This is a genomic window from Allobosea sp. GW821-FHT09G06 (genome assembly GCF_059416005.1).
In genome coordinates, this window is the sequence record NZ_JBWKOI010000002.1 from 412,211 (window position 1) to 431,003 (window position 18,793).

General features: G+C 66.7%; 15 protein-coding genes. 12 read left to right on the top strand and 3 right to left on the bottom strand.

Features of this window, described 5'->3' with window-relative positions:
• Positions 1 to 84 precede the first annotated feature (84 nt).
• The 5 genes from AC07NY_RS12060 to AC07NY_RS12080 all read left to right on the top strand — a co-directional run bounded on the left by AC07NY_RS12060 (position 85) and on the right by AC07NY_RS12080 (position 7,136).
• Positions 85 to 3,000, top strand: coding sequence for a ribonucleoside-diphosphate reductase subunit alpha (locus AC07NY_RS12060; RefSeq protein WP_494584039.1), 2,916 nt, complete (start codon positions 85 to 87; stop codon positions 2,998 to 3,000).
• Between the two features lie 83 nt (positions 3,001 to 3,083).
• Positions 3,084 to 4,211 carry a ribonucleotide-diphosphate reductase subunit beta gene (locus AC07NY_RS12065; RefSeq protein ID WP_494584040.1) on the top strand — a complete coding sequence of 376 codons (1,128 nt, stop codon included), beginning with the start codon at positions 3,084 to 3,086 and terminating at the stop codon, positions 4,209 to 4,211.
• A 90-nt stretch (positions 4,212 to 4,301) separates the two neighbouring features.
• Positions 4,302 to 4,694 carry a hypothetical protein gene (locus tag AC07NY_RS12070; RefSeq protein WP_494584041.1) on the top strand — a complete coding sequence of 131 codons (393 nt, stop codon included), beginning with the start codon at positions 4,302 to 4,304 and terminating at the stop codon, positions 4,692 to 4,694.
• 292 nt (positions 4,695 to 4,986) lie between these two features.
• Positions 4,987 to 5,499 carry a YcnI family copper-binding membrane protein gene (locus tag AC07NY_RS12075; protein ID WP_494584042.1) on the top strand — a complete coding sequence of 171 codons (513 nt, stop codon included), beginning with the start codon at positions 4,987 to 4,989 and terminating at the stop codon, positions 5,497 to 5,499.
• Between the two features lie 107 nt (positions 5,500 to 5,606).
• On the top strand, positions 5,607 to 7,136 hold the full coding sequence (locus AC07NY_RS12080; protein ID WP_494584043.1) for a copper resistance CopC/CopD family protein: 1,530 nt from the start codon (positions 5,607 to 5,609) through the stop codon (positions 7,134 to 7,136).
• Positions 7,137 to 7,187: 51 nt separating this feature from the next.
• Here the strand turns inward: AC07NY_RS12080 and AC07NY_RS12085 are convergent, their stop codons facing one another.
• The 3 genes from AC07NY_RS12085 to AC07NY_RS12095 all read right to left on the bottom strand — a co-directional run bounded on the left by AC07NY_RS12085 (position 7,188) and on the right by AC07NY_RS12095 (position 10,479).
• A complete protein-coding gene (locus AC07NY_RS12085) occupies positions 7,188 to 8,210 on the bottom strand; it encodes an amino acid ABC transporter substrate-binding protein (RefSeq protein ID WP_494584044.1) in 1,023 nt (340 codons plus the stop codon).
• 113 nt (positions 8,211 to 8,323) lie between these two features.
• Positions 8,324 to 9,508 (bottom strand): trans-sulfuration enzyme family protein, encoded by a 1,185-nt coding sequence (locus AC07NY_RS12090; protein ID WP_494584045.1) that lies wholly within the window; start codon positions 9,506 to 9,508, stop codon positions 8,324 to 8,326.
• 92 nt (positions 9,509 to 9,600) lie between these two features.
• Positions 9,601 to 10,479: a LysR substrate-binding domain-containing protein gene (locus AC07NY_RS12095; RefSeq protein WP_494584046.1), complete on the bottom strand. Its 879-nt coding sequence runs from the start codon at positions 10,477 to 10,479 to the stop codon at positions 9,601 to 9,603.
• A 770-nt stretch (positions 10,480 to 11,249) separates the two neighbouring features.
• Here AC07NY_RS12095 and AC07NY_RS12100 point away from each other — a divergent pair.
• The 7 genes from AC07NY_RS12100 to AC07NY_RS12130 all read left to right on the top strand — a co-directional run bounded on the left by AC07NY_RS12100 (position 11,250) and on the right by AC07NY_RS12130 (position 18,748).
• Entirely contained in the window at positions 11,250 to 11,516 is a 267-nt protein-coding gene (locus AC07NY_RS12100) for a YMGG-like glycine zipper-containing protein (protein WP_492284615.1), read from the top strand.
• Positions 11,517 to 12,343: 827 nt separating this feature from the next.
• Positions 12,344 to 12,793 carry a hypothetical protein gene (locus tag AC07NY_RS12105; RefSeq protein WP_494584047.1) on the top strand — a complete coding sequence of 150 codons (450 nt, stop codon included), beginning with the start codon at positions 12,344 to 12,346 and terminating at the stop codon, positions 12,791 to 12,793.
• Positions 12,794 to 12,807: 14 nt separating this feature from the next.
• Positions 12,808 to 13,431, top strand: coding sequence for a L,D-transpeptidase (locus tag AC07NY_RS12110; RefSeq protein ID WP_492284613.1), 624 nt, complete (start codon positions 12,808 to 12,810; stop codon positions 13,429 to 13,431).
• Between the two features lie 35 nt (positions 13,432 to 13,466).
• The gene (locus AC07NY_RS12115) at positions 13,467 to 14,492 is read left to right on the top strand and encodes an amino acid ABC transporter substrate-binding protein (protein ID WP_494584048.1); all 1,026 of its coding nucleotides are present in this window, start codon (positions 13,467 to 13,469) and stop codon (positions 14,490 to 14,492) included.
• Positions 14,493 to 15,185: 693 nt separating this feature from the next.
• Entirely contained in the window at positions 15,186 to 16,304 is a 1,119-nt protein-coding gene (locus AC07NY_RS12120) for an alpha/beta hydrolase (protein WP_494584049.1), read from the top strand.
• A 215-nt stretch (positions 16,305 to 16,519) separates the two neighbouring features.
• Positions 16,520 to 17,473 carry an AraC family transcriptional regulator gene (locus AC07NY_RS12125; protein WP_494584050.1) on the top strand — a complete coding sequence of 318 codons (954 nt, stop codon included), beginning with the start codon at positions 16,520 to 16,522 and terminating at the stop codon, positions 17,471 to 17,473.
• Between the two features lie 3 nt (positions 17,474 to 17,476).
• Positions 17,477 to 18,748, top strand: coding sequence for an MFS transporter (locus AC07NY_RS12130; RefSeq protein WP_494584051.1), 1,272 nt, complete (start codon positions 17,477 to 17,479; stop codon positions 18,746 to 18,748).
• Positions 18,749 to 18,793: the final 45 nt, after the last annotated feature.

Sequence of the window (18,793 nt, forward strand, 5' to 3'; positions counted from 1 at the left end):
TGGCAGGTCGCGGCATCGTATCGTCGCGCGCCTTCTCGACGCGACCGCTCGGCCTTTGCCCCCAACATCTTGGGGTTGATGCCGATGTCTCTTTCTCTTGAAGCCGAACGGCCTTCACTGGCCCCGCTGGGTGCCGAACCTGCTGCATCGCCGCGCGCCGCAGCGGCGGAGCCCGGCTACCAGCTCATCCGCCGCAACGGCGCGGTGACGCCCTTCGACCCCTCAAAGATCGCGGTCGCCCTGACCAAGGCTTTCCTGGCGGTCGAGGGCGCGAGCGCCGCCGCGTCCCGCCGCATCCATGATGTCGTCGCCGACCTGACCGAACAGGTCGTCTCCGGCCTGTCTCGCCGCGCCGCGACCGGCCGCACCTTCCATATCGAGGACGTGCAGGATCAGGTCGAGCTCGCGCTGATGCGCGGCGAGCATCACAAGGTCGCCCGTGCCTATGTCCTCTATCGCGCCGAACGGGCGCAGGAGCGGGCCAGGGCGCAGGCCGGGTCCGCGCCGGCCGCAGCCGCGCCGTCGCTGCAGATGAAGCTCACTGACGGCACGCTCGTTCCGCTCGACGCCGCCCGCCTCGACAAGGTCGTGCGCGAGGCTTGTGCCGGGCTCGACGGCGTCGCGGCCGAGCCGATCCTGATGGAGACCCGCCGCAACCTCTATGACGGCATTTCGCTCGACGAATTGGCACTGGCGCCGATCCTCGCTGCGCGGACGCTGATCGAGAGCGAGCCGAACTACGCCAAGGTCTCGGCCCGCCTCCTGCTCGACAAGCTGCGGCGCGAGGCGCTGAGCTTCGTCCATGGCCATGCCGAACAGGCGACGCAGGAAGAGATGGCCGCCGGCTACGGCGACTACTTCACCGCCTATCTCAAGACCGGCATCGAGAATGAATTGATCGACACCGAGCTAGGCCGCTTCGACATTGCCCGCATCGCGGCGGCGCTGAAGCCCGAGCGCGATCTCCAGTTCGACTATCTCGGCTTCCAGACGCTTTACGACCGCTATTTCCTGCATGTCCGGGGCAACCGCTTCGAGCTGCCGCAGGCCTTCTTCATGCGCGTCGCCATGGGCCTCGCCATCCGCGAGATCGACCGCGAGGGCAGGGCGATCGCGTTCTACGACCTGCTCTCCTCCTTCGACTTCATGGCCTCGACCCCGACCCTGTTCAACTCCGGCACGCTGCGCCCGCAGCTCTCGTCCTGCTTCCTGACCACGGTCGCCGACGATCTCGACGGCATCTTCAAGGCGGTGAAGGACAACGCGCTGCTCGCCAAGTACTCGGGCGGCCTCGGCAATGACTGGACGCCGGTGCGCGGTCTCGGCGCGCATATCAAGGGAACGAATGGCGAGAGCCAGGGCGTGGTGCCCTTCCTGAAGGTCGCCAACGACACGGCCATCGCCGTCAACCAGGGCGGCAAGCGTAAGGGCGCGGTCTGCGCCTATCTCGAAACCTGGCATGTCGACATCGAGGAGTTCCTCGATCTCCGCAAGAACACCGGCGACGACCGCCGTCGTACCCATGACATGAACACGGCGAATTGGATTCCCGACCTGTTCATGCAGCGCGTCGAGGCCGGCGGCGACTGGACGCTGTTCTCGCCCGACGAGGTGCCGAACCTGCACGATCTCTATGGCAAGCCGTTCAAGGCGGCCTACGAGGCCTATGAGGCGAAGGCGGCCAGCGGCGGCATCAAGGTCTTCAAGCGGATCAAGGCGCTCGATCTCTGGCGTCGCATGCTGACCATGCTGTTCGAGACCGGCCATCCCTGGATCACCTTCAAGGACGCCTGCAACCTGCGCTCGCCGCAGCAGCATGCCGGCGTGGTGCACTCGTCCAATCTCTGCACCGAGATCACCCTCAACACCTCGGCCGACGAGGTCGCGGTCTGCAATCTCGGCTCGGTCAACCTTGCGGCGCATGTCACGGCTCAGGGCCTCGATCAGGCCCGGCTGGCGCGGACCGTGAAGACCGCCATGCGGATGCTCGACAATGTCGTCGACATCAATTTCTACACGATCCCCGAGGCGCGCCGCTCGAACCTGCGCCACCGCCCGGTCGGGCTGGGGCTGATGGGCTTCCAGGACGCGCTCCAGGCCCTGCGCCTCCCGGCTGCCTCGGAGCAGGCGGTAGCTTTCGCTGATACGTCCATGGAGGCGATCAGCTTCCATGCGATCTCGGCCTCGGTCGATCTCGCTGCTGAGCGCGGCCGCTATCCGAGCTTTGAGGGCTCGCTCTGGTCGAAGGGCATCCTGCCGATCGACTCGCTCGACATCCTCTCGGAAGCCCGCGACGGCGATGTCGAGCTCGACCGCTCGGCGACGCTGGATTGGGAAGGCCTGCGCGAGCGGGTGAAGACCACCGGCATGCGCAACTCCAACACGATGGCGATCGCGCCGACCGCGACGATCTCCAACATCGTCGGTGTCTCGCAATCGATCGAGCCGAGCTACAGCCAGCTCTACGTCAAGGCGAACATGTCGGGCGACTTCACCGTCGTGAATGCCGGGCTCGTCCATGACCTCAAGGCGAGGGGGCTATGGGACGAGGTGATGGTCTCGGACCTCAAGTACTATGACGGCAAGGTCAGCGGGATCGATCGCGTCCCGGCCGATCTCAAGGCGCTTTACGCCACCTCCTTCGAGATCCCGACCGAATGGCTGATCAGGGCAGCGGCGCGCCGTCAGAAATGGATCGACCAGGGCCAGTCGCTCAATCTCTACATGGCGCAGCCCTCCGGCCGGAAGCTCGACGAGGCTTATCGTCTGGCGTGGCGATTGGGCCTGAAGACGACCTATTACCTGCGTGCTCTGTCGGCGACCCATGTCGAGAAGTCGACGCTGAAGGGCACCGACGGCAAGCTCAACGCAGTCTCGGCGACGGTGCCGGCTGCAGCCAAGTCCACAGCGCCGATCATCGTCGACATATCCTTGGAGAACGGCATGGCGGTGCCGAACGCCTGCTCGCTCGACGATCCGACCTGCGAAGCCTGCCAGTAACGCGCGCCATCGTCCCAACCTCGCGTCATTCTCGGGTCAAGCCCGAGCATGACGCCCTTCACGTTTCAAGAACGGAACACCCCATGCTCGACTGGTCCGACACCAAGCCGGCGCCCGCCGCCAATCCCGCCATCCTGACCAACCCATCCTCCGCGCCCGACGCCACCGGCCTCGGCGAGATCGACCGCAATGGCGGGCGCGTCACCGTCGACGAGAAGCGCATGATCAATGCGCGCGCCGACGTGAACCAGCTCCTGCCGCTCAAGTACAAATGGGCCTGGGAGAAATACCTCTCCGGCTGCAACAACCACTGGATGCCGACCGAGGTCTCGATGCAGGCCGACATCGCGCTGTGGAAGTCGAAGGATGGCCTGAGCGAGGACGAGCGGCGCATGCTCAAGCGCAATCTCGGCTTCTTCGCCGCGTCAGAGAGCCTCGTCGCCAACAACATCGTGCTGGCGATCTATCGCCACCTCACCAACCCGGAATGCCGGCAGTATCTTCTGCGCCAGGCCTTCGAGGAGGCGATCCACACGCACACCTTCCAGTACATCGTCGAGAGCCTCGGGCTCGACGAGGGCGAGCTATTCAACATGTACCGCGAGGTGCCCTCGATCACCGACAAGGCGGCCTGGGCGCTGAAGCACACCCAGAGCATCGAGAACCCGGATTTCAGCACCGGCACGCCCGAGAACGACCAGGCCCTGCTGCGCGACCTGATCACCTTCTACGTGATCTTCGAGGGCATGTGGTTCTACACCGGCTTCGCGCAAATCCTCTCGCTTGGCCGGCGCAACAAGATGGTGGGGATCGCCGAGCAGTACCAGTACATCTTGCGCGACGAGTCGATCCATCTGAACTTCGGCATCGACGTCATCAACCAGATCAAGATCGAGAACCCGCATCTCTGGACCAAGGCCTTCCAGGAGGAGGTGCGCGGCATACTGCGGGAAGCCGCCGAGCTGGAGGCCGCTTACGGTCGCGACACCATGCCGCGGGGCTTCCTTGGGCTGAACGCGGCGCTCTGCGAGCAGTATATGCACTTCATCGCCAACCGCCGCTGCGCTCAGCTCGGCCTGGCCCCGGTCTTCGCCGAGACCGAGAACCCGTTCCCCTGGATGTCCGAGGCGATGGACCTCAAGAAGGAGAAGAACTTCTTCGAAACCCGCGTCATCGAATACCAGAATGGCGGCGCGCTCAGCTGGGAGTGAGGCGGCGGGCGCCGCGCCGCTGGCCTTGTGACTTTCTGTCGCTTCCCGCGATCCCGCTTCGCAGGCTATGCATGGCGCGGGGGAGTTCTCGTGCAGCACCGCGCATCATCCCGTGGCAGGTCCTGGGTCGCGATCCTCGCGGCCTATCTGCTCGTGGTCCAGGCGCTGTTCGCCGGCTTTGCGGCGGGCAGCTATGCCAACGCGCTCTCGCTCGACCGCACGCTCGCTCTGACGCATTGCGCGCCGAGCGGGGACTCAAGCGCTGGCGGCGATCACGACAAGGCGCAGAACCATGCCGGCATGAGCTGCTGCACGGCCGGCTGCCCGATGCTCGCCGGGGCTGATCCGGTCCAGTCCGATTTCCAGATCCTGCCGCAGCGGCCGGCCGATTTCGTCGCCTTTGTCCGCCGCCTCGACCGGCCAGTCGGCTTTATCTCCGACCACTCGCCCGGCAACCCGCGCGCACCGCCCGCTCTCGCCTGAGCCGCCGTCCGGCGCCACGGCGTCCGCGACGGCCGTCTTCAGCCTGCCGCCGGTCGTCGTGAGGGCTTTCTGTCCCGATCCGATGCCGTGACGGCGCGGAATCCGGTGCCATGCCATCCCATCTCCAGGCTCGCCTCGCGGGCGGCGCATGCGCCGTCGGCGTTGCGCTGATCGGTCCTTTTAGGGGCTCGGCCGCGACCGAATTCCACTCCCCTTGATCTCCCATTCGGCCGGCAGCCCGCCGGCCGCATCCCCGCCGCGCGAGCGGCTTTCGTCACCAAGGACAATTGCCATGAAGTATCTTCTCGCCCTCGCGGGCCTCGTCGCGGCCGGCCCGGCGCTGGCCCATGTCACCCTTGAAAACCAGTCGGCTCCCGTGGGCGCGACCTATAAGGCGGTGCTGCGCGTGCCGCATGGCTGCAAGGGCGCCGCGACCACGAAGGTCCGCGTCCAGATTCCGGAGGGCGTCATCGCCGTGAAGCCGATGCCGAAGTCTGGCTGGACCCTCGAAACCGTCAAGGGAAAGTACGAGAAATCCTATGACTATTACGGCACGCCGACCACCGAGGGCGTCAAGGAAGTGGTCTGGAGCGGCGGCAGGCTGCTCGACGAGCATTACGACGAATTCGTGCTGCGCGGCTATCTCACCAAGGATTTGAAGGCCGACGCCACGCTTTACGTTCCCGTCGTGCAGGAATGCGAGGGCGGCGGCGTCGAGCGCTGGATCGAGATTCCCGCCGCCGGCAGGTCTGCCGATGACTACAAGTTCCCGGCCCCGGGTGTGAAGCTCACGCCCGCCAAGTGACCCCGTCAGTGGCGGAGCGCCCGAGCGCTCCGCCACGAGGATGCGCCATGCCTGTCCGATTGAATCGTTGCCTGTTGTTCGTTCTCGTCCTGCTGGCATGCGCCGGAATGCCTCGCCTCGGCTGGAGCCACGCCGCGCTGAACAGCGCGACGCCGGCCGATGGCAGCGTGCTCGCCGCCGCGCCGCAACAGGTCGAACTCGTCTTCAGCGAGCCGGTTTCGCCCCTGGCGCTGCGGCTCGTCGGCCCCGGTGGCGGGGCACAGGCGCTCGGCCGCTTCGCCCTGAAGGACCGCACCGTCGCGATCGAGCTTCCCGCCGCGCTGGCGAACGGTACCTATGCGTTGAGCTGGCGTGTAGTGTCCGAGGACGGCCACCCTGTCGGTGGCGCGCTGGTCTTCTCGGTCGGGACGCCGGGCGGAACGGCGCCCGATCTTGGAGAGCAGGCCGACAATCCGGTCCGCCTTCTGGTCTGGCTCAGCCGCTTCGGACTCTATCTCGGCCTGTTCCTCGCCTGCGGCGCGGCTGCGAGCCGGGCATGGGTCGGCTCGCTCGGTCGTAGGGTCAGGCGTTTCGCGACGGCTATGGCGGGCCTTGGCCTGCTCTGCCTGCCGGTCGCTCTCGGCGCGCAAGGGCTCGATGCGCTCGGGGCTTCGCTGGGTGCCTTCTTCCAGCCGGCCGTCTGGAAAGCCGCTGCGGCGACCAGCTATCTCTGGACCATCATCCTCGCGGCCATCGCCCTGACCTTGGCGTTCGTGGGCATCCGCTGGCAGGCAAGGGGTGCGAGCATCGTCGGGCTCTTCTCGGCGGTGGTTGCTGGCCTCGCCCTCGCGAGCAGCGGCCATGCCAGCGCCGCGCACCCACAATGGCTGATGCGCTCGGCCTTGTTCCTGCATGCGAGCGCGATCGCCGCCTGGGTGGGGGCATTGTTCCCGCTCGCGCTGGCTTTGCGGAGCGAGGCAGGCAAGGCGGCGCTGCGGCGCTTCTCCTCTGGCATCGTGCTCGTCGTCGCCGTGCTGTTGCTCAGCGGCGTCGTTCTGGCCTGGGTGCAGGTCGAGACGCCGGCCGCCTTGCTGGCCACGGCCTATGGCCGCGTGCTTCTCGCCAAGCTCGCACTCGTCGCCTTCGTCTTCCTGCTGGCGGGCTTCAACCGCTGGCGCCTGACACGACGGGTCGACGCCGGCGACCTTCCGGCCGCTCGGGCCATGACGCGCATCATAGCCATCGAGCTGGCGGCGCTGGTCGTGATCCTCGGCACGGCGGCACTCTGGCGCTTCACGCCGCCGCCGCGGGCGATCCTCGCGGCGCAGGCGCAGCCGGCTTCCGTCCATATCCACACCTTGCAGGCCATGGCGGATGTCACGGTCACGCCCGGCCGGGCAGGGCCTGTCGCGGTCGAGATCGTGCTGATGAACGGTGAATTCGGCTCGCTGCCGGCCAAGGAGCTCAGTCTTGGCTTCAGCAATGCTGCGGCCGGTATCGAGCCGATCGAGCGCCGGGCGCGGCTGGGACAGGACGGCATCTGGCGGGTCGAAGCGCTGACCCTGCCGGTGGCCGGTCGCTGGGAGGTCGAGCTTGAGATCCTGATCTCGGATTTCGAGATGCGGCGGATCAAGGACGTGGTCGTGATCCGGCCTTGATGTGCAAAGCGGGCGAGGCAGTCTCACCCGCTCTTCACTTGGCCGGGTCGCTCAGCGGAAGGGCGGCGAGTATTGCAGCCCGCCCTCGGTCCAGAGCGCATTCGGGCCGCGCTGGAGCTTCATCGGCGAGCTCATGCCGAGATTGCGCTCGAAGCTCTCGCCATAATTGCCGACCGCGGCGATGATCCTGATAGTCCAGTCATTGCTGACGCCGAGGCCTTCGCCGTATTTCCCGTCCTTGCCGAGGAAACGGCGGATCTCGGGATTGGTCGAGTTCTCCGTCAGCTCCCGGACATTGGCCTTGGTCACGCCGAGCTCTTCGGCATTGATCAGGGCGAACAGCGTCCAGCGCACGAGGTTGAACCAGGTATCGTCGCCGCTGCGCACCCAGGGACCGAGCGGCTCCTTCGAGATCACCTCGGGCAGCACCAGGTGCTCGCCCGGATCGCGGAACTTGAGCAGGTTCGCCGAGAGGGCGGATACATCGGTCGTATAGGCATCGCAGCGCCCGGACTCATAGGCCTTCAGGGCATCCTCCGACGTGCCGAAGGCGGCGACCTCGTATTTCATCTTCGTGCGGCGGAAATAATCGGCGAGGTTGAGCTCGCTCGTCGTTCCCTGCGCGACGCAGATCGAGGCGCCGTCGAGCTTGCTCGCGCTGGCGACGCCGAGCTTCTTCGGGACCATGAAGCCCTGGCCGTCATAGTAGTTCACGCCGGTGAAGGTGACGCCCTGGCCGGAATTGCGCGCCAGCGTCCAGGTCGTCGTGCGCGGCAGCACGTCGACCTCGCCGGCTTGCAGCGCGATCAGGCGATCCTTCGAGGTCAGCGGCACGAAGGAGGCCTTCTCCGTGTCGTTGAAGATCACCACCGCGAGTGCGCGGCAGATATCGATGTCGAAGCCCTGCCAGCGACCGTTTGCATCCTGGGTCGAGAAGCCGGCGACGCCGGTGCTCGTGCCGCAGATGATCTTGCCGCGGTCGCGGATCGTCTTGAGCGTGTCGGCGGCCGCGGGCTGCGCCGCGAGGCAGGCTGCCGCAAATGCTGTGGCCAGCCCTGTAAAGAGCGTCTTCATGGTAGTTCCCCTTCGTTTTTGTGGTTCTGAGGCCGTCTTCGGGCAAAATCCTCCCGTCACGGCGCGGGCGACGCGCCGTGTCCTTGTCGTCGCAGTCTTGGCCCTGCGTCCGGTCAGGCCGCCTTGCTTGCGGAGGCTTGCCCGAGCACCGAAAGCAGCCGGCTCAAATCGGCCCAGAGCTCGCCCGGTTCCTCGAGGCCGATGCTGATGCGCAGCAGCGGGCCTTTCGCGGTCCAGGCCGTCGCGGTACGATCCGGCGTGATCGCCTGCGGCGCGACGAGGCTGCGTGTTCCGCCCCAGGACGCGCCGATCGCGAAGACGCGCAGCGCACTCAGGGCCGCACTCATGGTGTCGTCGTTGACGGGCTTCAGCACGAGGCTGAACAGGCCGGAGGAGCGGCCCATGTCGCGCTTCCAGATCGCATGGCCGGGGCAGGAGGGCAGAGCCGGGTGCAGCACGCGCTCGACCATGGGATGGTCGACGAGCCGGCGCGCGAAATCCTCGGAAACCCCGCCCATATGGGCGACGCGCAGGCCCATCGTCTCGATGCCGCGCAGCGCGAGCTGGCATTCGTCCGGCGAGACGCCGACGCCGAAGCCGCGCAGAATCTCCTTCATCCTCTGGCGCAGCGCCATGTCCCTGACCGTCACCGAGCCCAGCAGCAGGTCGGAATGGCCGCCGACATATTTGGTCAGCGCCTCGCAGGCGAAATCGGCGCCATGCTCCAGCGGCTTGAAGATCAGCGGCGTCGCCCAGGTGTTGTCGCAGCCGACGAGCACGCCTTTCGCCTTCGCCGCCGCGGCGATGGCCGGCACGTCCTGCACTTCCATCGTGTTCGAGCCGGGCGACTCGACCCAGACCAGCTTGACGGTCTCGTCGATGAGATCGGCGATGCCGGCCCCGATCAGCGGGTCATAGACGCCATAGGCGATGCCGCGCGGTTCGAGGTATTCGGCACAGAAGCTGCGCACCGGCGGATAGACATGGTCGGGGATCAGCACCTTGTCGCCGGGCATCAGCACCGACAGCATGACGATGGTGACCGCCGCCTGTCCGGAGGGCACGAGCACGGTGCGGGCGCCATCGTGCAGGACCGTCAGTTGCGCTTCGAGCGTGCGGGTGGTCGGGGTGCCGTGCAGCCCGTAGGTATAGCCGTCGAAGCCGCGATATTTGCGGGCCATGAAGCTCGCGCCATCGGGATAGACGATGGTCGAGGCGCGGTGTGTCGGCACGGCGAGCGAGGCATAGCCGTCCTCGTTGACGGCCGGGTGGTGAACGCAAAGTGTCAGGTCATGCATGGTGGGTTTCCCTCGCTCGGGAAATCCTCAGGCACCCGGGACAGGCGGGCAATCAGCCAAAAGGCATGGCTCGATGCCGGGTTGTTATGGTCTCAGCGCGCCGCCATCAGGCAGTCGATGAAGTCCCGCACCAGCTGCGATTTCGGCCGGTCCGGCGGCAGGATCAGGTAGCTCCGGCTCTGCACCGGCGGCTCGAACGGGCGCAGCACGATCCGGCTCTGGTCGTGGCCGGCGATCGCATAGGGGCTGACCAGCCCGACGCCGACGCCTTGCGCCACCAAGGCGCAGACCGTCGCGGCATAGATCGTCTCGACCACCACGCGGGGCGGCGGCGCCCCTGCCTCCGACATGATCATGTCGAAGCGCTGGCGAGCGCGATCCTCCGGCACATAGGCGACGAAATCGACGCCGGACAGGTCATGCGGGCCGATGCTCTCGCGCTCGGCGAGCGGGTGGCCGAGCGGCATGGCGCAGAGCGCGCGCGGCTGCACGAAGGGCTGGTGCACGACGCCGGTGACGTCGATCTCGTCGGCGGCGAGCCCGATATCGTAGATGCCGGAGGCGACACCGTCCCGCACGTCGCGGGATGGCAGGACCATCAGGGTCACGGTCGCGTCGGGGCGCAGGCTGCGGAAGCGCAGGACGGCGTTGGGGACGATCGACGAACTCAGTGCCGACAGCGTCGCGACCCGCAATTGCCCGGCGCCATAGTCGCGGATGCGGGCGGCACCGGCACGCAGCCGATCCATGCCGCGGAAATTGGCCTCGACCTCGGCGAAGAAAGTCCGCCCCTCTGGCGTCGGCACGATGCGGTTGCGCACCCGGTCGAACAGGGCAAAGCCCAGCGATCGCTCAAGCTCGGCGATCAGCCGGCTGACGCCGGGCTGGGTGACGCCCAGGATCTCGGCCGCACGGGACACGGTCCCGGCCTTCATCACGGCGGCGAAGACTTCGATCTGGCGGCTGTTCAAGGTTCGCGCGTCCGGTCCCTGCAATCGGCGTGATGCTAGCGCATCCCACGGGAAAGCGGACCATCCGATAGGCCAGGGCGAACAGGCAAAGGCGTTGGGATCGGCTGCCCGATGCGAGGGCCGGTTCAGACCCAGGTCCAATGGCAACGGCGGACGCGCCGGCCGAAGCGGTCCCGAAACGTGCGGCAAACCCGCACCTGGCGGCGTGCATGCCGGCGGCGATGGTGCGGCGGGCCATGACGATGCCGGCCGCGATGGGCTTGCGACCAATCCGCCTGGGTCCCGTCAGGCAGCGCCGCGACGACGTCGTCGGTGCAGGAGGGCGATGCCGCGGCGCAAACCGTGGGGGCTGCGGAGGCATCTCCAATCAGCAATGCCCCGGCAAGCCCCGAGCTGGCAGCAAGTATCCCAAGCAGGAATGATCGCCTGTTCATTGAGAAATTTCCTCAGATGTATCGATGTGACGCAAGAATGATGTTTTGAATCTGGGTGTTGCTGTTTAAGTCGGTCATTCCGGCAGGTGATTTTGATTGTCTGAGGCAATCACGGGTTTGTTTGCTTCATGTGTCAAGTCGATCGGTGTCGAGAACGATGAGGGTGCCGCATTTGGGATTGCAAGTACATATTTTGGGATTCTCGGAGGATGCATTCCCGGTTCCGCAGCCTAGGCTCGGCTGGATTCAGGTGCTCGAATGCGACGATAGCGTCTCGTTGTCGATTGCATGTCCGGCATGCCTGAAGGTTGTTGAATTCAAGAGGAAATGTCTCAGATGCGGTTGAAATTTGCCGTCCTCGCCATCGGTCTGGCCCTTGCAGGGTGCAACACCAATTCAGCCGACCAGCGGACGCTCGGCGGAGCCGCGATCGGCGCCGGCACGGGGGCTATCGTCGGCGGCATTGCCGGTGGCGGCCGCGGCGCAGCGATCGGTGCTGCCGTCGGCGGCGTCGCCGGGGCCGTGATCGGCCGGGCGACCACGCCCAATAACTGCCTCTACCGCGATCGCCAGGGCCGCGTCTTCGAGGCGCGCTGCCCCTGAGGTCGCATCGGCTTCGGCCGTCGGGCGGTGTTGCGCAGCGACGCCGCCCGACGGCATGATCCGTGATGCGCCGGAGCGGGAAGGGTATGGCATGACGAGCAGGCGATCGGTGCTGGCGGGGTTTCTCGGATTGGCCGGGGCGGCTCTGCTACCCAATCCTCCCACCCGTGCGGCGCCCTTGGGTCCAGAGGCCCTGGCGCCGGAAACGGCCAGCGCGCTTGATCGGGCCGAGGTCGAATTCAGCCAGCGGCCGCAACTCTACTACAATCGTCAGCGGCAGCTCCGCCGGCAGTCCCATACCCGGCCGGAACGCCCTCCGCGCGTGAATTTGCGCCGGACACGGGGCCGTCGGCGGCCGGTGCCGGCATCGCCCTGATGGCTTGCGGCAGTGCCTGCCCGACATCGTTGCAGGCATGCAGGGCCATGGACATGGCGACCTTGCGGCCTGCGCAGCCGATTTCAGATCATGATGCGATCGGTCCGCTGATCCTGCCGGGCGCGAATGGGCCTTGAGATTTGCGGGTTTCAGCCGCCTCCGGGGCTGCAGCCCTCACCGAGGGCGCGGCATGGTCCCGGCCGGCGGGCTTGATCGGGGCTGGATTTGCGGCTCTCATGCCCGGCGTTCCGCTTGGCTCCGGTGAGCGGCGACAAGACGGTGCGGCGGCCGGCGAGCTTTCGGGCGGACCGGGCGACCGATCATTCGGGAAAAGGCGGCGGCAACCGGTCCGGCCTCGACGCTGACCAGGCCGCAAGGAGGGACGATGACAAGCAAGCCCGCGTGTTCTCGCAGCGCCCGGCGGCCGTGCGTCAGTGCGGTGGCCTGCAGCGTGGCGCTGCCGCTTCTTCTCGCGGGTTGCGGCGGAGGCGAGAGCCTGCCGCCCGTCGCGAGCGGCAGCGCGGCGGGTGCATCTGCGCCGGCCCCGGCCAATATTTCGCGCGATGCCCTGGTCGGGCGTTGGGGTGTCGCGTCCTTCCATACCGAGAAGGACCGCAAGCGCACGGAAGCCGAGGCACGGGGCCAGTGCAAGCAGCCCTATGTGATCGCCAAAGGTCCCGGTGACGGGGTGATGATGCATGTCGCGGATGACCCCAAGCTCTATGAGCTCAGGCTGAAGGCCGGCCCCGGCGGCAAGAACTATCTCGGCTTCGAGGCCCCGGCCGGCGATCCGCAGGATCGCGAATTGCTGTCGGTGAAGCCGAAGGAGATCGTGTCGCGCTTCGTCGATCCCGATGCCAATGCCCGCTACGGCACCTTCATCTACAGCCGCTGCGGCTGACCGGAGGCGATGAGATGAACCACGGCATCCGCACCGCTTTGCTCGCTACCAGCCTCGGCTTGGTGCCGCTTCTCGCCGTGCCGGCGGTGGCGCAGCCGCGCCCGCCCGCCGCGATTCAGGAGACTATGGATATCGGCGACGAGCCGGGCCGTGTCTCGACCGAGGAAGCCACCATCACCGATGGGCCCTATGCCCGCCAGATGGTGCTGTTCCGCTCGAACGAGGCGCCGGGCACGGTGGTGATCCATTCGGCCGAGCGCTTCCTCTATATCGTGCAGGGCAACGGACGGGCCCTGCGTTACGGCATCGGCGTCGGCCGCGAGGGTTTCACCTGGTCCGGCCAGGTCCAGGTCAGCCGCAAGGCGGAATGGCCGGACTGGCGCCCGCCGCCGGAGATGCTGCAGCGCCAGCCCTATCTGCCGCGCTTCATGGCCGGCGGCCCGGGCAACCCGATGGGCGCGCGTGCGCTCTATCTCGGCTCGACCGTTTTCCGCATCCACGGCACCAACCAGCCCGAGACGATCGGCCAGGCGATCTCGTCGGGCTGCTTCCGTCTCGCCAATGGCGACATCGCCGATCTCTATGACCGCGTGCCCGTCGGGACCAAGGTCGTCATCCGCCACAAGGCGACGCTGTAACCGCTACCGCTGAATCGCAGAAGGAACGGACAGACATGTCGAAGGTTTCCTGGTTTCGCCGCGGCGGTCTTGGTCTCGCGACCCTCCTCGGCCTTACCCTTCCCGCCGGTGCCGGCACGCTCGACACCGTGAAGCAGCGCGGCACGCTGCAATGCGGCGTCAGCGAAGGCGTGATCGGCTTCTCCGAGAAGGATGCGCAAGGCAACTGGCGCGGCTTCGATGTCGATTTCTGCCGCGCCGTGGCGGCGGTCGTGCTGGGCGATCCCGGCAAGGTCGCCTTCACCTCGCTCTCGGCGAGCCAGCGCTTCGATGCGCTGAAGGGCGGCAAGGTCGATCTGCTGGCGCGCAACTCGACCTGGACGCTGGGCCGCGAGGCCGAGCTGGGCCTGGCCTTCGCCGGCATCACCTATCACGATGGCCAGGGCTTCCTGGCGAAGCGCGCGCTCAAGGTCGATACGGCGCTGTCGCTCGACAAGGCGAAGATCTGCGTCGAGGCCGGCACCACGACCCAGCTCAACCTCGCCGATTTCTTCAAGGCCAACTCGATGACCTATGAGGAGAAGGTCTATCCGAGTGCGGCCGAGGCGCTCTCCGCCTTCCAGTCCGGGCAATGCGACGTGCTGACCCGCGACCAGTCGGCCCTGCATGGCGAGCGGCTGAGGCTCGCAACGCCGGCCGAGGCGATCGTGCTGCCGGACGTGATCTCGAAGGAGCCGCTCGGGCCTGTCGTGCGCAGCGACGATTTCCCCTGGTTCACGCTGGTGAAATGGGTGAATTTCGCGCTGGTCAACGCCGAGGAGCTCGGGATTTCCGCGGCCAATCTCGATGAGGCCCTCAAATCCCAGAAGCCCGATGCGCGCCGCTTCACCGGTGCGGAAGGCGGCTTCGGCAAGGCGCTCGGCCTCGAGGCCGACTGGGCGGTCCGCGCCGTCAAGGCGGGCGGCAACTATGCCGAGATCTATGAGCGCAATCTCGGCACCGGCTCGAAGCTCGGCATTCCGCGCGGGCTCAACCAGCTCTGGAGCATGGGCGGCGTTCTCTACGCGCCGCCGCTGCGGTAAGGCCTGGATCTGGCGTGGTGCCGCGCTTTCTGAAGGCGCGGCACCTTGCCATCCCGTTTTCAGCGTCCGCGGCGCCATGGCGGCGGTGGCAATGGCCGGCGATTGCGCTGGCGATAGCGATGCCAGTTCTTCCGCCGCGGCCGGGTATCGCGGGGACCGGCCGGAAGCGTTGCCGCGCCGGGCGCCCGCGGCTGCGGCGGTCCTTGCGTGAATTCTGCATCCAGCCTGTCGAGCGCGTTTGCCGCCGCGGCTGCCTGCTCATCGCGCGGCGAGGCTTCGGCCGTCGCGGCGGACAGCACGCCGCCGAAAAGCGCGATCAGAAATGTCCTGCGTTCCATTTGCAACCTTAAGTATAGTTTTTGCTATCGGTGCCGCATCGGGGCGGTGCGATACGTTGGTCGCGTTTGTCATTGTCATGCAAGCGCCGATTGGTCTCCGGTCAAGCGCTGAATCCATGCCGGATTGCGTTCTTGCATAGATTTCAGCCCTTCGGGTGGCGGCGAGAGGCTTGTCGCGGACAGGATATTGGCGGAGAATCTCAATTCTTGATCTCCTGTCCCAAAATCCGATCCGGCATCGCGGTGCAGCAAACCTGAGCTTGTCGGCACCGGAGCGGTTACCTACGGTCCGTCCCGCATGAGATTCTTGACGTCGATAAGCAGCCGTCTCGGCGCGGCGTGGCCCCGCTCCCGGGTGCTCCTGCCGGCCGTGCTCGCGGCCGGGCTGGCGGCTTGCGCCTCGACGCCACAAGGGCTGCTGCTGCCGGTGGCTCCTGCTCCCGGCACGAACAGCGTCAACATGCTGGCGGCCACGACGCGCGCCCCGTCCGACAATCCCGGAATCCTCTTCACCGGCGAACGAGGCGAGCAGGTTTCGTTCAGGAATATCATCGTCTCGATTCCGCCGGGCCGCGAGCCCGGTACCATCCAGCTGCCGCGATCGATTCCGGGCGATCCGGCCAGGGATTTCGTCGTGACGGCCTCCACGCCGGTGTCGAAAGCCGGGCTCGCCAACTGGTTCAGGTCGACCAGCGGGCGCGGGAAACGCGTCTTCGTCTTCGTGCATGGCTTCAACACGCCGTTCGACCGCGCTGTCTTCCGCTTCGCGCAATTGGCGCATGACGCCGACGCCGACGCTGCCCCGGTCCTCTTCTCCTGGCCCTCGCGCGGCTATCTGCTCGATTACAGCCGGGACTTCGACAACGCCTCCTATTCGCGGTCGGATCTTGCGGACCTGCTCGAAGTGGCCGTTGCCGGCCCCGAGGTCCGCGAGGTGGTGATCCTCGCTCACTCGATGGGGAGTTGGCCCGCCGTCGAAGCGGTCAGGCAGATCGCGCTGCGGAAAGGCGGCGTTCCGCGCAAGATTAGCAATCTCATCCTGGCGTCGCCTGACCTCGATGTCGGTGTCTTCCGCCGGCAGATCGAAGATATGGGGCCGAAGCGCCCGCAGATCACGCTGTTCACGGCGCAGCACGACCGGGCCCTGCAGGTCTCAAGGTTCATCGCGCGCGGGGCGACGCGGCTCGGCGGCATCGATCCCACGCAGGAGGAATATCGCCGCCAGTTCGCCGGTCAGGCCGGGATCACGGTGATCGACCTGTCCGCGGTCAACGCCGGCGATCGCTTGAACCACGACCTTTTCGCCGCAAGCCCCGATGCCGTGCGCCTGATCGGTGGGCGCCTGCTGCAGGGCCAGGTCATCACCGATTCCGACGTTCCCGCCCCTGTCGCGGCAGCAGGTGTGATCGGTTCGGCTGCGACGATGCTGGTCACCGCGCCGATCCGGGTCTTCGATGCCGCGGCCGTGCCATAGGGTTGACGTTGATGATGGTGGGGGGTGATACTTGATGACGATAAGTATGATTTTACGATTATTTGCATGATCCGATCGGTTTGACCGGGATCAATTTTGTTCGAAATCATCGAGTGTTAGAGTTCGCTGTCTGCATTGCTCTTTTGGCGCGGCATGCAGCGTGACGGGATCTGATACCGGCTTTCTCTCGGGGCGGCGTGAGAAGGGACATCGACATGTTTGCGGTGCCGAATTTGCGCACGGCGGGGCTACGGGCACAGGATCAGTTCGACGCCTGGCGTTCCCTGCACAAGGATACGATCGAGCTCCTTCCGATCGGGGAGGCGTCCGCAGGATTCGGCGCCGAGTTTTCCTCCTGGAACCTGGGAGAGCTCGTCTTGACGCATGTCGTCTATGCGGGCGCTCCCGGCCGCCAATGGCGACACCGTCCCAAATCCTATCTGGATCACTGGTGCGTGGTGCTGGCGCGAACGACGGCGGCCGACGGCGCGCCATACGAGGATCTGAGCTTCCGTTCGCTGGCGCTTCCCTTCGAGGGGCAGGCCCAGGACAGCGAGGTCATCACCCTCTACCTTCCGCGTGACCGGCACCCCCAGGATGAGCAGCGCCTCGACGATGCCCATGGTCTCACCGTGAGCGAGGAGTTCGCGCCCTTGCTGGCCGGCTACATGGATGGCCTTGTCCGGCGGCTGCCTCTCGTCACCCCCGAGCATGCCGCAAGTCTGGAGATGCCGACCAAGGCGCTCGTCGCAGCCTGCATCGCGCCCCGGCCGGTCAGCTCCGAGCTGGCGCGGCATCTGCCGGGCTCGGTCCTGATCGACAGGGCACGCGCCGTCGTGCGCCAGAACATGGCCGCCCCCGATTTCGGGCCCGAGCGGCTGGCCCGGCTTCTGGCCATGTCCCGCTCGAAGCTCTACCGGCTGTTCGAGAGCAGCGGCGGCGTGGCTCATTTCATCAACCGGGAGCGCCTGCGCGAGGCCCATTACCGGCTGAGCTCCCATCGGTTCGCGCGTTCCATTCACGCGATCGGAAACGAAGTCGGCTTTGCCGATCACTCGACCTTCAGCCGGGCCTTTCGCCGCGAGTTCGGCTACAGCCCCACGGAAGCGCGCGAGCGTGGCCTGATCCGCTATTTCGCCGATGAGCCCGAAGCCCCCGTGCCGGGCTGAGCGGTGCCGATCCTCACGTTTCTGCGCAAGAAGACAGTGATGTTGACTGGCAGCGAACCCGCCGCATCTGCAGGCGGGCAGGGTGCGATTGCGCCGGAGGTGCCCGTCGGCCGGCTGGCGCTGCTCTATGCATGCCTGTTCTTCGAGCTCGGGGTGAACCTTCCGTTCTTCCCGCTCTGGCTCAAGGCGCAATCCCTCGACAGTGACGCGATCGGAATTGTCCTGGCCGCTCCGCTGCTGACCCGCATCATCGCCAATCCCACCGTTGGCGCGCTGGCTGATCGGAGCGGGCGTATCGCCGTGGTGCTGACGCTCTGCGCCGTGCTGGTCGCGGCGGGGACAGGCCTTCTGACCGTTGCGAACGGCTTCTGGCCGATCCTTCTTGTCGTCATCGCCATTGCGCTGGCGCAGGGCCCCCTGATCGCCTTGGCCGATACCATGACGCTGGAGCGCCTTGCCCGGACGGTCAGGCCGGAGCTGACCTATGGCCGTGTCCGCCTGTGGGGTGCGCTGGGCTTTGCTGCCGCCAACATCATTGCCGGCTGGGCCCTCGAATGGTTTTCGTCCGCATCGATCATCGTCCTGCTGCTGACTTCGGCGATCGCGACGGCGGTGGCGGCCGCAGGCTGCATGAAGGGGACGGCAGGCCATGCCGCCGGCCGCGCGCAGGGCGACGGCTGGCCGGCCCATCCGCTGTTCCTCGTTTGCGCGATTGCCGGTGCGGCGCTGGTGCAGGCAAGCCACGCGGCGTTCTACGGGTTCGGCGCGCTGCACTGGCAGGCCAACGGCATCTCCGGCCCGATGATGGGGGGATTGTGGTCGCTCGGGGTTCTGTCCGAGGTCGTCCTGTTCGCTTGTCTGGGCTATCGGATGAGCGGCGCCGGCAGTGCCGCCGGCCTGTTGCTTGCGGCGGCCGCGGCCACGATCCTGCGCTGGGCGGCGATGGCGCAGGACCCCGGTTTGCCGGCGCTGGCGGGCCTTCAGCTGACACATGGCGTAACATTCGGGGTCACCCATCTCGGCAGCATCTTCCTGCTGTCGCGGCTGGCGCCGGGCCGGATGCAGGCGAGCGCCCAGGCCTGGCTTGCCGGAGGCTGGGCCGGTCTGATGGCGGTTCTGACGACCCTGTCCGGCTGGCTGTACGAGGGCTGGGGGGAGGGAATCTATCTCGTCATGGCGGTGGTTGCCGGGGCGGGACTGCTCCTGCTGCTGCCGGTCGCCTACGGCTTGCGGCGCGCCGTCGCCGGGGAGCTGCCGCAGCAACAAATGAGATGAGCAGCCCAGAGTTGGGATTCTGAGCTGATCCGTGTTCCCGCCCGT

What these genes read in the sequence shown, in the direction of transcription:
- AC07NY_RS12100 (WP_492284615.1), top strand. Translation starts at nt 11,250, where the DNA reads ATGCGGTTGAAATTTGCCGTCCTCGCCATCGGTCTGGCCCTTGCAGGG.
- AC07NY_RS12125 (WP_494584050.1), top strand. Translation starts at nt 16,520, where the DNA reads ATGTTTGCGGTGCCGAATTTGCGCACGGCGGGGCTACGGGCACAGGAT.
- AC07NY_RS12080 (WP_494584043.1), top strand. Translation starts at nt 5,607, where the DNA reads ATGCCTCGCCTCGGCTGGAGCCACGCCGCGCTGAACAGCGCGACGCCG.
- AC07NY_RS12115 (WP_494584048.1), top strand. Translation starts at nt 13,467, where the DNA reads ATGTCGAAGGTTTCCTGGTTTCGCCGCGGCGGTCTTGGTCTCGCGACC.
- AC07NY_RS12110 (WP_492284613.1), top strand. Translation starts at nt 12,808, where the DNA reads ATGAACCACGGCATCCGCACCGCTTTGCTCGCTACCAGCCTCGGCTTG.
- AC07NY_RS12075 (WP_494584042.1), top strand. Translation starts at nt 4,987, where the DNA reads ATGAAGTATCTTCTCGCCCTCGCGGGCCTCGTCGCGGCCGGCCCGGCG.
- AC07NY_RS12085 (WP_494584044.1), bottom strand. Translation starts at nt 8,210, where the DNA reads ATGAAGACGCTCTTTACAGGGCTGGCCACAGCATTTGCGGCAGCCTGC.
- AC07NY_RS12065 (WP_494584040.1), top strand. Translation starts at nt 3,084, where the DNA reads ATGCTCGACTGGTCCGACACCAAGCCGGCGCCCGCCGCCAATCCCGCC.
- AC07NY_RS12090 (WP_494584045.1), bottom strand. Translation starts at nt 9,508, where the DNA reads ATGCATGACCTGACACTTTGCGTTCACCACCCGGCCGTCAACGAGGAC.
- AC07NY_RS12060 (WP_494584039.1), top strand. Translation starts at nt 85, where the DNA reads ATGTCTCTTTCTCTTGAAGCCGAACGGCCTTCACTGGCCCCGCTGGGT.